Below are 15,624 nucleotides of genomic sequence, written 5' to 3'. Positions count from 1 at the left end.
TTATTATTTATTACTAAATTATACACTCAAGTACGAAGAGTATAGGATTATTTATGATACGGCTTAGATAGTTCATGTACCGCATCAACAAATACACCAGCGTTTTCTGGCGGTACATCTAAATGAATACCGTGACCTAGATTGAATACGTGACCAGTACCGGCATCACCAAAACCTTCTAGAATCGTAGCGACTTCTTGGCGAATACGTTCTGGCTGAGCATACAGCATTGACGGATCCATATTGCCTTGTAATGCTACTTTATCACCCACACGAGCCACGGCATCTTGAATATTAATCGTCCAATCAAGACCAATCGCATCGCAACCTGTAGCCGCAATTTTTTCTAACCACATGCCACCATTTTTAGTGAATAGCGTAACAGGTACGCGGCGACCGTCATTTTCACGAATCAAGCCATCAACGATCTTATGCATATATTGTAAAGAGAAATCATGGTAATCACGTGATGTTAATACACCGCCCCAAGTATCAAACACCATTACAGACTGAGCACCGGCTTTAATTTGAGCATTTAAGTATTCAATGACACTATCAGCCAGTTTATCTAAAAGCGCATGCAGAACGGCCGGATCGGCATACATCATTTTTTTGATTTTAGTGAACGCTTTAGAACTTCCACCTTCCACCATGTAAGTTGCTAGTGTCCAAGGGCTACCAGAAAAACCAATCAGCGGCACTTCACCTTGTAAGTCTTTACGAATTTGACGAACCGCATTCATTACGTATTGCAACTCACCTTCTGGATCAGGCAAACCAATTTTATCAACATCAGCTTTACAAGTAATTGGGCGCTCAAATTTAGGGCCTTCACCCGTTTCAAAGTATAAACCTAGTCCCATGGCATCTGGGATAGTCAAAATATCAGAAAACAGAATCGCCGCATCAAGCGGAAAACGACGTAATGGTTGAAGCGTGACTTCTGAAGCTAACTCGGCATTTTTACATAAAGACATAAAGTCGCCCGCAACACTGCGCGTTTGGCGATATTCAGGTAAATAACGACCGGCTTGGCGCATCATCCATACTGGCGTGTAATCTACCGGCTGTTTTAATAAAGCTCGTAGATAACGGTCATTTTTCAATTCAGTCATTTTTCTATCCTAAAAATTTGAGGCAGTCTTTATATCCAAGTGACTTGGGTATATTTGGCGCTTATTCTAACATTACACAGCGCACATTTTGCTAATGGTTTGTAATCCAGATCATATTCTTGAACATTAAAATCTATCGCAATTTGCTTCAATTGAGGCATTTGTTAATACTTTGTTGGCTAGCACAATTATAACGAGCTGAAACACATGAATGTTCAGCATCTCATAACGACATCTTACTTACCCCTCCGGCAATCCCGGAGGTTTTTTTTATTCCCTTCGCAATTGAAGCTTCATCGTCGTTGACGGCGTTCATTCGCCTCAATCATTTAGACAAGCTAAACTCATGGGGCCTCACTCACTTGTCGCCTAGCTGCAACTCCAATTTCTTTGGGAATAATCGTTAAGTATATGAAATAAAACTATGCTGTTATTCAATGTCACAACCTAGTGTATGTTCGATCAAGGCGCGTGCAATGGTTCCCTTTGGAGCAATCGGCGGTAGCTCATTAGCACGAAACCAACCGGCTGATGACAATTCATATTTATCCACTCGAACCTCACCACTGTCATAATCCGCTAAGAAAGCCATCATCATACTAGACGGAAATGCCCAAGGTTGACTGCCAAAGTAACGAATATTGGTGACATTAATGCCAGTTTCTTCTTTCACTTCACGCGCCACACATTGCTCTAGCGTTTCCCCGACTTCGACAAAACCAGCAATCACGGTATGCATGCCACTTTTATGACGAGCATGATGCGCCAATAGAATTTTATCGTCTTTACGAATCGCGACGATGATACAAGGAAAGATTCTCGGGTAATGCAAAGTGCGACAGTCATTACATTGCATCGCCAGTTGATTATGATTAAGACGATTACGCCCACCACAATACGAACAAAAGCGTTGAGAAACCGACATGTAACCATATTGAACGGCGCGGCTAGCCATCAAAAAAACGGCTTCAGGAAAAGATAATAATTCTCGTAATGGCGTCATTTCGAACTCATCGTCAAGATCGCTGGCATTCAACCAAGCACACGGAACACCATCTAATTCACCAATAATAACCGCATGTTCTATTGGTAAATTGAGTGCTTCAGCAGATCCATAAGGCAATGTTTTGTCTTGCAAATGTAACGAACTGCCATCAACGATACACCAGTTTACTTTTTGATCTTTTTTTAACATCTGCTCATCTCATTGCTTGAAGTTCCACCATTTTACTGGCAATCTAATTTCATACCAGTGCTTATCGATTTGCTGCCTATAAACACTCATATCACTACATGGTATACACTATCAAAAAGGACCCTCTATTAATCACAAAGTAGAGCGGCTAAACGCCAATAACGCGTTAGCTATTATGAGGATACAGCCATGCTAAATAAACTAAAACAGACTCAAGCACAATTTGGCGGTTCCAGTGAAGTCATCGACCATTGGCTCGACACTAGACAAAACTTGATTGTTGAATATTGGAAATTGGCAGCATTAAAGCCAAGCCATCATAAACAAACCGCCATCGAAAAACTTCCTTCTCCTGAAGAGTTACAAGATTTCTGCCAACATGTGGTGGATTATATTTCTGAAGGTCATTTCAAAATCTACGACATGGTGATGCAACAATGGGAATCAACCGGCTTTTCACCAACCGAAGACATTAACACCACATATTTTAAAATTGTTGAAACTACAGACCCTTTACTGAATTACACCGACAAATACGCCGATGTTGGGATCGAAGATGAACTTGAAGATTTTGATTTCGATCTATCACAAATTGGTGAAGTATTGGAAGATCGCTTCGAGTTAGAAGATCAGCTAATTCAGATGATCGCTGAAAGCTTAGAAATCCCACCGGGGGCTTAACATTACTTTTCATTTTTCAGGCTACCTTCATTTAAGGTGGCCTTTTTCTTGTAAATTATTGAAATATGTTTGACACCAACACGTACTCATCACGCTATTTCACATTAAATTAATTACATAAACATTTTATACCAGAAATAAAAAAGGCACCCGAAGGTGCCTTTTTAACAGTCTTAGCTTACGTCAATCTCTTTAAAGATTATTCTTCAGAGAAACCTGCGTTAAGTAGTGCTGCAAGGTTATCCGTTGCTTGTTCAACGGAAGGACCTTGTTCTTCACCTTCACGTTGCTTTTGACGATCTTGGTGGTAAGCATAACCAGTACCAGCTGGGATCAAGCGACCCACAATTACGTTCTCTTTCAAGCCACGTAGTTCATCACGTTTACCAGAAACCGCAGCTTCTGTTAGTACGCGCGTCGTTTCTTGGAACGAAGCTGCAGAGATGAACGACTCAGTTGCTAGAGACGCTTTAGTGATACCTAGTAAGTCACGCTCGAACTGTACAAGTGCTTTGCCTTCAGCTTCAAGCTGACGGTTAGCGATTTTAACTTGTGCAAATTCAACTTGCTCACCTTCAAGGAATTCAGAATCACCAGAATGCGTGATTGTACACTTACGTAGCATTTGACGAACGATAGTCTCGATGTGCTTATCGTTAATCTTAACACCTTGTAAGCGGTAAACTTCTTGAACTTCGTTAGCAATGTATTGAGTAACAGCGTGAACACCACGTAAACGTAGAATGTCATGCGGTGTTTCTGGACCATCAGAGATCACATCACCACGTTCCACTTTCTCGCCTTCAAACACGTTAAGCTGACGATGTTTATGAATCATTTCTTCATAAACCTCACCGCCTTCGCGCGTGATTAATAGACGACGTTTACCTTTGGTTTCTTTACCAAACGACACAGTACCGGTGTGCTCAGCAAGAATCGCAGGCTCTTTCGGCTTACGTGCTTCAAACAAGTCAGCTACGCGAGGTAGACCACCGGTGATATCTTTGTTTCCGCCAGATTTCTGAGGGATACGAGATAGTGTGTCACCAATGCCAACTTCCGCACCATCTTCAATGTTAACGATCGCTTTACCCGGTAGGAAGTATGCCGCTGGCATATCCGTACCTGGAATCATCACATCGTTACCTTGAGCATCAACTAATTTGATCACTGGACGCATATCTTTACCAGCTGATGGACGCTGTGCTGGGTCGACTACTTCACTTGAAGATAGGCCAGTTAGGTCATCAGTTTGGCGAGAGATAGTCACACCATCAATCATGTCTACGAACTGGATACGACCTGCCACTTCAGTGATGATTGGCATGGTGTGCGCTTCCCAGTTAGCGACAATATCACCAGCCGTAACTGCTTCATTGTCGCCTTTGCTTAGCAAAGAACCGTATGGAAGTTTGTGTTTCTCTTTCGTGCGACCGAACTCATCAATGATGGTCATTTCAGATGCACGAGAAGTGATTACAAGCTTACCATCTTTGTTCGTTACATACTTAGCATTGTGAAGTTTCACAGTACCCGTTGTTTTCGCTTGAATGCTGTTTTCTGCTGCTGCCGTTGATGCCGCACCACCGATGTGGAACGTACGCATAGTAAGCTGTGTACCTGGTTCACCGATAGACTGTGCTGCGATAACACCTACCGCTTCACCTTGGTTCACTTTATGACCACGAGCGAGATCACGACCGTAACAGTTTGCACAACAACCGAAATCAGCTTCACAAGTTACGACTGAACGTACTTTGATCTTATCAACAGAGTTGTCTTCAAGGATCTGACACCACTTCTCATCAAGTAGAGTATTACGTGGAATCAATACTTGCTCAGTACCTGGCTTAACGATGTCATCTGCAACAACACGACCTAGAGCAAGCTCAGAAAGTGCAACTTTAACATCACCACCTTCGATATGAGGCATCATATCTAGGCCTTCGAAAGTACCACAGTCATGCTCTGTAACCACAACGTCTTGCGCAACGTCTACTAGACGACGAGTCAAGTAACCAGAGTTCGCAGTCTTAAGTGCCGTATCGGCAAGACCCTTACGAGCACCGTGGGTTGAGATAAAGTACTGAAGTACGTTTAGACCTTCTTTAAAGTTTGCTGTGATCGGCGTTTCGATGATTGAACCATCTGGACGAGCCATAAGACCACGCATACCGGCTAACTGACGAATCTGCGCTGCAGAACCACGAGCACCGGAGTCAGCCATCATGTAGATGCTGTTAAACGATTCTTGTTGTTCTTCTTCGCCATCGCGGTTAATCACGGTTTCAGAAGAAAGGTTATCCATCATAGCTTTTGCTACGCGGTCGTTGGTAGACGCCCAAATATCGATAACTTTGTTATAACGCTCACCCGCAGTAACAAGACCAGATTGGAATTGCTCTTGGATTTCGCGTACTTCTTCTTCTGCTTCAGAAATTTCAGTGTATTTCGCAGCCGGTACAACCATATCGTCGATACCAACAGAAACACCAGAAAGTGCTGCGTATGCAAAACCTGTGTACATGATTTGGTCAGCAAAGATTACTGTATCTTTAAGACCAAGCTTACGGTATGCCTCGTTCAACAAGGTAGAAATTTGCTTCTTACCTAGTTTTTGGTTCACGATGCTGAAAGGTAGGCCTTCAGGTACGATCTGCCAAAGCATTGCACGACCAACAGTGGTATCAACCATGCCAGTATTTGTTGTGCGGTTACCGTCTTCATCAACCACAGTTTCAGTGATACGTACTTTAACGCGAGCATGAAGCTCAGCAGTCTTAGTACGGTATGCCTTTTCAGCCTCTTCAGGGCCAGCAAGGTACATACCTTCACCTTTAACATTGATCTTGTCACGAGTCATGTAGTAAAGACCCAATACAACGTCCTGAGAAGGTACGATGATCGGATCACCAGATGCTGGTGAAAGGATGTTATTGGTTGACATCATTAATGTACGTGCTTCAAGCTGAGCTTCCAATGTTAACGGTACGTGTACCGCCATTTGGTCACCATCGAAGTCGGCGTTGTATGCCGCACACACAAGTGGGTGAAGCTGAATCGCTTTACCTTCGATAAGTACAGGTTCGAATGCTTGAATACCAAGACGGTGAAGTGTTGGTGCACGGTTTAGTAGAACTGGGTGTTCACGAATTACTTCGTCTAGGATATCCCAAACAACCGCTTCTTCGCGCTCTACCATTTTCTTCGCTGCTTTAATCGTTGTAGCCATGCCACGAGATTCTAGCTTGCTGTAGATAAATGGTTTAAATAGTTCTAGTGCCATCTTCTTAGGAAGACCACACTGGTGTAGACGTAAGTATGGACCGACTGTAATTACAGAACGGCCAGAGTAGTCAACACGCTTACCAAGTAAGTTCTGACGGAAACGACCTTGCTTACCTTTGATCATATCAGCCAAAGATTTCAGAGGACGCTTGTTAGAACCGGTGATCGCACGACCGCGACGACCGTTATCTAGTAGGGCATCAACAGATTCTTGCAACATACGCTTTTCGTTACGTACGATGATATCTGGAGCCGCTAGGTCTAGAAGACGCTTCAAACGGTTATTACGGTTGATCACACGACGGTATAAGTCGTTCAGATCTGAAGTCGCAAAACGACCGCCATCTAGAGGTACTAGAGGACGTAGATCTGGCGGTAGCACTGGAAGTACTGTTAAGATCATCCACTCAGGGTTGTTGCCTGAAGCAATGAATGCCTCAACAAGCTTCAAACGCTTAGTGATTTTCTTACGCTTAGTTTCAGAGTTAGTGGTTTCTAGCTCTTCACGCATTTGCTCAGCTTCTGCGCTCATGTCCATGGTGTGTAGCAGATCTTTGATCGCTTCAGCGCCCATTTTCGCAACGAACTCGTCACCCCACTCTTCCAAGCGGTCTAGGTATTCTTCTTCCGTTAGCATTTGACCTTTTTCAAGATCAGTCATGCCAGGTTCAGTCACTACATACATTTCGAAGTAAAGTACACGTTCGATGTCACGTAGCGGAATATCCATTAATAGACCGATACGAGATGGTAGTGATTTTAAGAACCAGATATGTGCAACTGGAGAGGCTAGCTCGATGTGGCCCATACGGTCACGACGAACTTTAGTTTGTGTAACTTCTACGCCACACTTCTCACAGATAACACCACGGTGTTTCAAGCGCTTATATTTACCACAAAGACATTCGTAGTCTTTTACTGGACCAAAAATACGCGCACAGAACAGACCATCACGCTCAGGCTTGAACGTACGGTAGTTAATAGTTTCTGGCTTTTTAACTTCACCGAAAGACCATGAGCGAATCATGTCTGGAGAAGCTAGACCGATTTTGATTGCATCAAATTCTTCGGTCTTATGCTGTGCTTTTAGAAAGTTCAGTAAATCTTTCACAATCAGCTCCTGTAAGGAGTTAAGAGACGCTCAAATTGAACGCCTCTTTTCTACCGGGTTAAATCCGAGAGTTCTTTATCATTAATCGCGCATTTGCTTAATAAATAATAATGATTACTCTTCGTCTTCTAGCTCGATGTTAATACCTAGCGAGCGAATCTCTTTCAACAATACGTTGAACGATTCTGGCATGCCAGGCTCCATGCTGTGGTCGCCATCGACGATGTTTTTGTACATCTTCGTACGGCCATTCACGTCATCAGACTTAACAGTTAGCATTTCTTGAAGCGTGTAAGCAGCACCGTATGCTTCTAGTGCCCATACTTCCATCTCACCGAAACGCTGGCCACCGAACTGAGCTTTACCACCAAGTGGTTGCTGAGTTACTAGGCTGTAAGAGCCAGTCGAACGTGCGTGCATCTTGTCATCAACCAAGTGGTTCAGTTTCAACATGTACATGTAACCTACCGTTACAGGACGCTCAAACTTATCACCCGTACGACCATCGTATAGGTCTAATTGACCAGACGTTGGAAGATCAGCAAGCGCAAGCAATTCTTTAATTGCTGGTTCGTTTGCACCATCGAATACAGGTGTAGCAATCGGTAGACCGCCACGCAAGTTTCCGATTAAAGTACGGACTTCATCATCAGACAGTTCAGCAATGTTCACTTCTTGACGAGTCTCGCCTAAGTCATAAACTTTCTGTAAGAACTCACGGAACTTAGCCAGTTCTTGTTGCTCTTTCACCATCTGGTTAATCTTGTCGCCAATACCTTTCGCTGCAAGACCTAAGTGAACTTCAAGGATCTGACCGATGTTCATACGTGATGGTACACCCAGTGGGTTCAACACGATGTCAACAGGTTGACCTTTTTCATCATAAGGCATGTCTTCAACAGGGTTGATCTTAGAGATTACACCCTTGTTACCGTGACGACCCGCCATCTTATCACCAGGCTGAATGCGACGTTTAACTGCAAGGTAAACCTTAACAATCTTCAGTACGCCCGGTGCAAGATCATCACCTTGAGTGATCTTACGACGCTTAGTTTCAAACTTCTTATCAAAGTCAGCTTTTAGCTCATCCCACTGCTCAGCAAGTTGCTCAAGCTGAGACTGCAGTGCATCGTCTTCTAGTGTTTGTACTAACCACTGCTTACGATCTATTGAGTCTAGTTTCGCTTCAGAGAAGCCACCAGAAATCAGCAGAGAACGAACACGCGCTAATAGACCACCTTCAAGAATTTGGAACTCTTCAGTTAAGTCTTTCTTCGCGTCTTTCAACTGCATTTGTTCAATTTCAAGCGCACGCTTGTCTTTTTCTACGCCATCGCGAGTAAAGACTTGAACATCAATGATGGTACCTGAGATAGAGTTAGGTACACGTAGTGACGTATCTTTAACATCAGATGCTTTTTCACCGAAGATTGCACGTAGCAGTTTCTCTTCAGGAGTCAGTTGCGTTTCACCTTTAGGGGTTACTTTACCAACTAGGATGTCGCCACCCTTCACTTCAGCACCAATGTAAACGATACCTGACTCATCTAGTTTAGATAGAGCAGACTCACCTACGTTTGGAATATCCGCTGTAATTTCTTCGCTACCAAGCTTGGTATCACGAGCCACACAAGAAAGCTCTTGAATGTGAATCGTTGTGAAACGGTCTTCTTGAACGACGCGCTCAGATACTAAGATTGAGTCTTCGAAGTTGTAACCATTCCAAGGCATGAATGCGATACGCATGTTTTGACCAAGTGCCAACTCACCAAGGTCGGTTGAAGGACCATCGGCAAGAACGTCACCACGTGAAACAGGTTCACCCGGTAGTACAGTTGGACGTTGGTTAATACATGTGTTTTGGTTTGAACGGGTGTACTTAGTTAAGTTGTAGATGTCGATACCAGCTTCACCTGGAACCAACTCATCTTCGTTAACTTTAATTACGATACGAGAAGCATCAACAGATTGAACTGTACCGCCACGTTTCGCAACTGCTGTTACACCTGAGTCAACCGCTACATTACGCTCAATACCAGTACCGACTAGAGGCTTATCAGCTTTTAGTGTTGGTACTGCTTGACGTTGCATGTTTGCACCCATCAATGCACGGTTCGCATCATCGTGTTCTAGGAACGGGATAAGCGAGGCAGCGATAGATACAACTTGGTTTGTTGCCACGTCCATGTAGTTAACATGGTCACGTGGGTGAAGACCAGATTCACCTTTCTGACGAGCAGTGATTAGCTCATCGGCAAAACGGCCTTCGTCAGTCAAGTGTGCGTTCGCCTGAGCGATAACAAACTGACCTTCTTCAATAGCAGAAAGGTAATCTACTTCTTCAGTTACAACACCATCAACAACGCGACGGTACGGAGTCTCTAGGAAACCGTATTCATTACAACGAGCAAACGCTGATAATGAGTTGATCAAACCGATGTTTGGACCTTCTGGCGTTTCGATCGGACATAGACGACCGTAGTGAGTTACGTGAACGTCACGTACTTCAAAGCCGGCACGCTCACGTGTCAAACCGCCAGGACCTAATGCAGAAATACGACGCTTGTGCGTTACTTCTGACAACGGGTTGTTCTGATCCATAAATTGAGAAAGCTGTGATGAGCCAAAGAACTCTTTCACTGCTGCCGAAATCGGCTTAGCATTGATAAGGTCTTGCGGCATGATCGCATCTAAATCACCAAGACTTAGGCGCTCTTTCACTGCACGTTCAACACGGACTAGACCAACACGGAATTGGTTTTCAGCCATTTCACCAACAGAACGGATACGACGGTTGCCAAGGTGGTCAATATCATCCACTTCACCAATACCGTTACGAATACCGATCAGTTTTTTCATTACCGCAATGATATCCGTTTCATCAAGGATACCTTGGTCTTGTGCATCTTCACGTTCGATAGAGCTGTTAAACTTCATACGACCAACAGTCGATAAGTCATAACGCTCTTCAGAGAAGAATAAGCTTTGGAATAAAGATTCTGCTGCTTCTTTCGTTGGTGGCTCACCAGGGCGCATCATTCGGTAGATTTCTACAAGTGCAGAAATACGATCCGTTGTGCTGTCAACACGTACTGTGTCTGACATGAATGGGCCATGGTCTAAGTCATTAGTAAACAGAACTTCAAGCTTCTTGTAACCTGCTTGAGAAAGGTTCGCTAATGCTTCCAATGAAATTTCTTGGTTCGCTGCAACGATCAGTTCGCCAGTTGATTCATCAACATAATCTTTAGACGCGACTTTACCGACGATGTACTCAACCGGTACTTCGATAAATTCAACGCCATCTTTTTCAAGATTACGGATATGACGAGCCGTTACGCGACGGCCAGCTTCTACGTAAACCGTACCATTTGCTTCAATATCAAATGATGCCGTTTCACCACGTAGACGATCTGGTACCAACTCCATTAATAGAGTTTGGTCTTTTACTTCAAAGCGCACTTTTTCAAAGAAGATATCTAGGATCTCTTCTGTTGTTTTACCTAGTGCACGTAAAATAATTGATGCAGGAAGCTTACGACGACGGTCGATACGTACGTATAAGTTATCTTTCGGATCGAATTCAAAGTCCAACCACGAACCACGGTAAGGAATAACACGTGCGTTATAAAGCACTTTTCCTGACGAATGGGTTTTCCCCTTATCGCTGTCGAAGAACACGCCTGGGCTTCGGTGCAACTGGGATACGATAACCCTCTCAGTACCATTAATTACGAAGGTACCATTGTCTGTCATGAGTGGAATTTCACCCATATAGACTTCTTGTTCTTTGATGTCTTTTACAGTACCTGCTGGTGCGTCTTTATCAAATACAACTAGACGCAGTTTAACGCGTAGTGGTTTTGAATAAGTGACACCACGAATTTGACATTCTTTTACGTCAAATACTGGTTCGCCAAGACGATAGCTAACGTATTGCAGCTCAGAATTGCCGTTATAGCTCTGAATTGGAAAAACAGAACGGAAAGCAGCTTCAAGACCGTATTGACCTTCAGGATCTTGTTCAATGAACTTGTCGAATGAATCGAGCTGGATCGATAGCAAATATGGAACGTCCAATACTTGTGGACGCTTACCAAAATCCTTACGGATGCGCTTTTTCTCGGTATAAGAGTAAACCATGGGGTTCCTCAGCTAGCTGATAAGTGACCCAAACTGCCCAAGACACGTTTCATATCAAATTAATTGATAAAACGGGAGCAGTGACTAACAACACTGTTTATGTGGGTACATCCTAATCTCATCTGAACGTTTTTATTTCAGCAGAGCCTTAGCGATGTTTTTTGCTGGGTCATAGATCCCTAAACAGCGGGAAAATTAATCTATGCCCTACAGCGCAAAAAGGCCGGTGGTTAATTAACCACCAGCCATTAGCCTTTCGGCTAAGAAATCAAGTATAAATTACTTAACTTCAACAGAAGCACCAGCTTCTTCTAGTTGTGCTTTAAGAGCTTCAGCTTCTTCTTTAGAAACGCCTTCTTTAAGCGGAGCTGGAGCACCATCAACTAGACCCTTAGCTTCTTTAAGACCTAGGCCAGTTGCGCCACGTACTGCTTTGATAACAGAAACTTTGTTACCGCCAGCAGCAGTTAGGATTACGTCAAATTCAGTTTGCTCTTCAGCAGCGTCACCGCCAGCTGCGCCGCCAGCAACAACAGCTGCTGCAGCAGAAACGCCGAATTTTTCTTCCATAGCTTCGATAAGCTCAACAACTTGCATTACAGACATTTCTGCAACTGCGTCTAGGATTTGCTCGTTAGTAATAGACATAACAATTCTCTTTTAAGTTAACAATAAGTTTATTTAGCAATCAGTAAAAAGCAAGGCTTATGCAGCGTCTTGTTTTTGATCGCGAACAGCAGCGATAGTACGTACCAACTTGCCAGCAGAAGCTTCTTTCATGCACATCATTAGTTTTGCAATCGCTTCGTCGTAAGTAGGTAGTGTCGCTAGTACATCAGCGTCAGTAACTGCGCCTTCAAATGCAGCAGCTTTGATCTCAAATGCTTTGTTCTCTTTAGCGAAGTCTTTAAAAAGACGCGCTGCAGCACCTGGGTGCTCGTTAGAGAAAGCGATCAAAGTTGGACCAACGAATACGTCTTTTAGGCATTCGTAGTCTGTACCGTCTACAGCACGGCGAGCTAGTGTGTTACGAACAACTTTCATGTAAACACCCGCTTCACGCGCTTGTTTACGTAGAGAAGTCATTGCACCAACAGCAACGCCACGAGAGTCAGCAACAACTGCAGAAAGTGCACCACTGGCTGCTTCGTTAACTTCAGCAACAATTGCTTGTTTGTCTTGAAGATTTAAAGCCATTTGGATTTACTCCTGGTTGTAGTTACACCACTCACTGATAATTCAATGAGTGTTCTTTCGGTGCATTCCCAAATGAATATTTTTTACAAAATACGACCATCAGTTCGGGCACCATCTACGTAGGTATTATTAAGTTAAGCCAAAATTACTATTGGTTAACGCCTACGGTCTTGGATGGAAGCATCATTTGCTCTGCCTTTCTTAAAAAGAGTTAGGCAAAATAAGCAACACTCCAACCATAATTAGGCGCAAAATTATACACAAATTCTGCGCCTAAGCAAATTAATTAAGCAACAGTCGTGTTCAGAGTCGCTTGATCAACCGCAACACCAGCACCCATAGTGGTAGAGATGCTTACTTTCTTCAGGAAAGTGCCTTTCGCAGAAGAAGGTTTTGCTTTCTTAAGCGCCACTAGAAGAGCTTCTAAGTTCTCTTGTAGTTGGTTTGCTTCGAAAGATGCTTTACCAATAGTAGTGTGGATGATGCCGTTTTTGTCGTTACGGTAACGAACCTGACCCGCTTTAGCATTTTTAACTGCTTCAGCAACGTTAGGAGTTACAGTACCAACTTTAGGGTTTGGCATAAGGCCACGTGGACCTAAGATAGTACCTAGTTGACCAACAACACGCATTGCATCAGGAGAAGCAACAACAACGTCGAAGTTCATCTCGCCTTTTTTCACTAGCTCAGCTAGATCTTCCATACCAACGATATCTGCGCCAGCTTCTTTAGCTGCTTCAGCGTTTGCACCTTGAGTGAACACTGCTACGCGGATTTCACGGCCAGTACCATGTGGAAGTACTGTTGCGCCACGAACGTTTTGGTCAGATTTACGAGCATCGATGCCTAGGTTTACAGCAACGTCTACGCTTTCTACGAATTTAGCAGTCGCTAATTCTTTAAGAAGAGCAACAGCTTCGTTGATGTCGTATTCTTTAGTCACATCCACTTTTTCGCGGATTGTTTTCATACGCTTAGTAAGTTTTGCCATGATCTTATCCCTCTACCACTAGGCCCATTGAACGAGCAGTACCCGCGATAGAACGCTTCATCGCTTCGATGTCTGCGCCAGTCATATCTGCAGCTTTAGTTTCAGCAATCTCTTGTAGCTGAGCGTCAGTAATAGTACCAACTTTCTCAGTGTTTGGACGGCCAGAACCAGACTTAACACCAGCAGCTTTCTTAAGAAGAACAGCAGCAGGCGGAGTCTTAGTTACAAATGTGAAAGAACGGTCGTTGTATACAGAGATAACAACTGGGATTGGAAGGCCTTTCTCAACAGATTCTGTTTTTGCGTTAAACGCTTTACAGAATTCCATGATGTTTACGCCATGTTGACCTAGTGCAGGACCAACCGGTGGACTTGGGTTTGCCATACCAGCTGCAACTTGCAGTTTGATATAAGCTTCTACTTTCTTAGCCATTTTAATTCCTAAATTTTGGGTACAAACGCTAATCGCTTGATCAGCTCCCCGCTAGCTTTACATTAATACCTGTAAAAAGGCGCGAAATTATAGTCAAACTTCACACCTGAAACAAGTCTTTTGATGCTTTATTAAGCAAATTTATTAGTCCGATTTTTCAACCTGACTGAATTCAAGCTCAACCGGTGTTGCACGACCAAAGATCGACACAGACACTTTTAGGCGGCTCTTTTCATAGTCAACTTGCTCAACCGTACCATTGAAGTCAGCAAATGGGCCTTCAGTAACACGAACCACTTCACCTGCTTCAAATAATGTTTTCGGTCTTGGAGCTTCACTCGCCTGCTCTAAACGATTCAAGATAGCATCAGCTTCTTTATCGGTAATTGGAGCGGGACGATCAGAGGTGCCACCAATAAAGCCCATAACACGCGGAATACTACGTACTAAGTGCCATGATTCATCATTCATTACCATTTGGACTAACACGTAGCCTGGAAAGAATTTACGCTCACTCTTACGACGTTGACCAGCGCGCATTTCCACCACTTCTTCAGTAGGTACTAATACGTCACCGAAAAACTCTTCCATAGCGTGCATTTTGATATGTTCGCGAAGAGATTGTGCAACACGGCCTTCAAACCCAGAAAAGGCTTGAACCACATACCAGCGTTTTTTTGGTGCTTCACTCATGTTTAAAACCCCTTACACTCCAGTTGCTAGAGCAATTAAACGAACCATGATGCCGTCAATTCCCCATAGCAATAGAGCCATTACAATACTTACAGCTAATACGATAAATGTTGTTTGCATTGTTTCTTGGCGTGTAGGCCAAACCACTTTGCGCACTTCAAGTTTTGCTTCGCGAGCAAATACAATCGTAGCTTTACCTTTCGTTGTCAGAGCCGCTACACCAAGGGCAGCTGCAATTAAAATAACAACGGCTGCTGCACGAATCGCAACAGACATTTCACCATACAGGTAATTTCCCACAACAGCAGCCGCTAGCAGTGCAAAAGTGATAAACCACTTAAAAGCATCTGCCGCTTTTGAGCTCTCATGAGTTTCAGCTTTGGCTTTCATAAACAAACCTGTGAAAAGTTTTACTTAAAAACGACAATAACCCCGCAATTGGCAGGGCTAACTCATTAGTTTAGGACAAGCCATCAACTAAATAAATTAGATATAAATCTAATACAATTCTTTGCTGAGTCAGTTACAAAACGACCAATTTATGCCTTCATTTTGTTCAGCGTAGAAAAAGGGCATCAAATGATGCCCTTTTTGATAGTCGTTAGTCAAATACAATTCGTATTTAAACTTAAAGTTTGGCTAATTAAGCGATGATTTTCGCTACAACACCAGCACCAACTGTACGGCCACCTTCACGGATAGCAAAACGTAGACCTTCGTCCATCGCGATTGGTGCGATTAGAGTAACCGTCATTTGTACGTTATCACCAGGCATTA

At 43.5% G+C, this 15,624-nt stretch carries 11 protein-coding genes and 1 pseudogene; 1 reads left to right on the top strand and 11 read right to left on the bottom strand.

Annotated elements, in window-relative coordinates; all coding sequences use genetic code 11:
• Nucleotides 1-47: 47 nt before the first annotated feature.
• Both hemE and nudC read right to left on the bottom strand, forming a co-directional pair.
• A complete protein-coding gene (gene hemE / locus ACN0T8_RS04760; RefSeq protein ID WP_417879516.1) occupies nucleotides 48-1,115 on the bottom strand; it encodes a uroporphyrinogen decarboxylase in 1,068 nt (355 codons plus the stop codon).
• 430 nt (nucleotides 1,116-1,545) lie between these two features.
• On the bottom strand, nucleotides 1,546-2,310 hold the full coding sequence (nudC, locus tag ACN0T8_RS04755) for an NAD(+) diphosphatase (RefSeq protein WP_417879514.1): 765 nt from the start codon (nucleotides 2,308-2,310) through the stop codon (nucleotides 1,546-1,548).
• 189 nt (nucleotides 2,311-2,499) lie between these two features.
• On the opposite strand from nudC, the gene rsd reads away from it, so the two are divergent.
• Nucleotides 2,500-2,991 carry a sigma D regulator gene (gene rsd, locus ACN0T8_RS04750; RefSeq protein WP_417879513.1) on the top strand — a complete coding sequence of 164 codons (492 nt, stop codon included), beginning with the start codon at nucleotides 2,500-2,502 and terminating at the stop codon, nucleotides 2,989-2,991.
• A 199-nt stretch (nucleotides 2,992-3,190) separates the two neighbouring features.
• Here rsd and rpoC read toward each other — a convergent pair whose 3' ends face one another.
• From rpoC to tuf, 9 genes and pseudogenes are all read right to left on the bottom strand, one after another.
• Entirely contained in the window at nucleotides 3,191-7,390 is a 4,200-nt protein-coding gene (gene rpoC / locus ACN0T8_RS04745) for a DNA-directed RNA polymerase subunit beta' (RefSeq protein ID WP_417879512.1), read from the bottom strand.
• A gap of 114 nt (nucleotides 7,391-7,504) precedes the next feature.
• Nucleotides 7,505-11,533 (bottom strand): DNA-directed RNA polymerase subunit beta, encoded by a 4,029-nt coding sequence (rpoB, locus tag ACN0T8_RS04740; protein ID WP_417879511.1) that lies wholly within the window; start codon nucleotides 11,531-11,533, stop codon nucleotides 7,505-7,507.
• A gap of 279 nt (nucleotides 11,534-11,812) precedes the next feature.
• Nucleotides 11,813-12,181, bottom strand: a complete 369-nt coding sequence (gene rplL, locus ACN0T8_RS04735) for a 50S ribosomal protein L7/L12 (protein WP_089124753.1) — start codon at nucleotides 12,179-12,181, stop codon at nucleotides 11,813-11,815.
• Between the two features lie 57 nt (nucleotides 12,182-12,238).
• Entirely contained in the window at nucleotides 12,239-12,730 is a 492-nt protein-coding gene (gene rplJ, locus ACN0T8_RS04730; protein ID WP_417879510.1) for a 50S ribosomal protein L10, read from the bottom strand.
• 286 nt (nucleotides 12,731-13,016) lie between these two features.
• Nucleotides 13,017-13,721, bottom strand: coding sequence for a 50S ribosomal protein L1 (gene rplA, locus ACN0T8_RS04725; protein ID WP_417879509.1), 705 nt, complete (start codon nucleotides 13,719-13,721; stop codon nucleotides 13,017-13,019).
• A 4-nt stretch (nucleotides 13,722-13,725) separates the two neighbouring features.
• Nucleotides 13,726-14,154 (bottom strand): 50S ribosomal protein L11, encoded by a 429-nt coding sequence (rplK, locus tag ACN0T8_RS04720; RefSeq protein WP_027695383.1) that lies wholly within the window; start codon nucleotides 14,152-14,154, stop codon nucleotides 13,726-13,728.
• Between the two features lie 144 nt (nucleotides 14,155-14,298).
• Nucleotides 14,299-14,847: a transcription termination/antitermination protein NusG gene (nusG, locus tag ACN0T8_RS04715; RefSeq protein ID WP_027695384.1), complete on the bottom strand. Its 549-nt coding sequence runs from the start codon at nucleotides 14,845-14,847 to the stop codon at nucleotides 14,299-14,301.
• A gap of 12 nt (nucleotides 14,848-14,859) precedes the next feature.
• A complete protein-coding gene (secE, locus tag ACN0T8_RS04710) occupies nucleotides 14,860-15,237 on the bottom strand; it encodes a preprotein translocase subunit SecE (protein WP_027695385.1) in 378 nt (125 codons plus the stop codon).
• A 253-nt stretch (nucleotides 15,238-15,490) separates the two neighbouring features.
• Nucleotides 15,491-15,624: pseudogene (gene tuf / locus ACN0T8_RS04705) on the bottom strand (elongation factor Tu); the annotation flags it as partial.

Source organism: Vibrio sp. (genome assembly GCF_048266485.1).
Taxonomy (GTDB): Bacteria; Pseudomonadota; Gammaproteobacteria; order Enterobacterales; family Vibrionaceae; genus Vibrio.
This window is presented reverse-complemented; position numbering and strand designations above follow the sequence as displayed.

Excerpts from the sequence above, each read along its gene's own strand:
- rpoB (WP_417879511.1), bottom strand. The coding sequence starts at position 11,533 with ATGGTTTACTCTTATACCGAGAAAAAGCGCATCCGTAAGGATTTTGGT.
- nusG (WP_027695384.1), bottom strand. The coding sequence starts at position 14,847 with ATGAGTGAAGCACCAAAAAAACGCTGGTATGTGGTTCAAGCCTTTTCT.
- rplJ (WP_417879510.1), bottom strand. The coding sequence starts at position 12,730 with ATGGCTTTAAATCTTCAAGACAAACAAGCAATTGTTGCTGAAGTTAAC.
- rplL (WP_089124753.1), bottom strand. The coding sequence starts at position 12,181 with ATGTCTATTACTAACGAGCAAATCCTAGACGCAGTTGCAGAAATGTCT.
- hemE (WP_417879516.1), bottom strand. The coding sequence starts at position 1,115 with ATGACTGAATTGAAAAATGACCGTTATCTACGAGCTTTATTAAAACAG.
- nudC (WP_417879514.1), bottom strand. The coding sequence starts at position 2,310 with ATGTTAAAAAAAGATCAAAAAGTAAACTGGTGTATCGTTGATGGCAGT.
- secE (WP_027695385.1), bottom strand. The coding sequence starts at position 15,237 with ATGAAAGCCAAAGCTGAAACTCATGAGAGCTCAAAAGCGGCAGATGCT.
- rsd (WP_417879513.1), top strand. The coding sequence starts at position 2,500 with ATGCTAAATAAACTAAAACAGACTCAAGCACAATTTGGCGGTTCCAGT.
- rplA (WP_417879509.1), bottom strand. The coding sequence starts at position 13,721 with ATGGCAAAACTTACTAAGCGTATGAAAACAATCCGCGAAAAAGTGGAT.
- rplK (WP_027695383.1), bottom strand. The coding sequence starts at position 14,154 with ATGGCTAAGAAAGTAGAAGCTTATATCAAACTGCAAGTTGCAGCTGGT.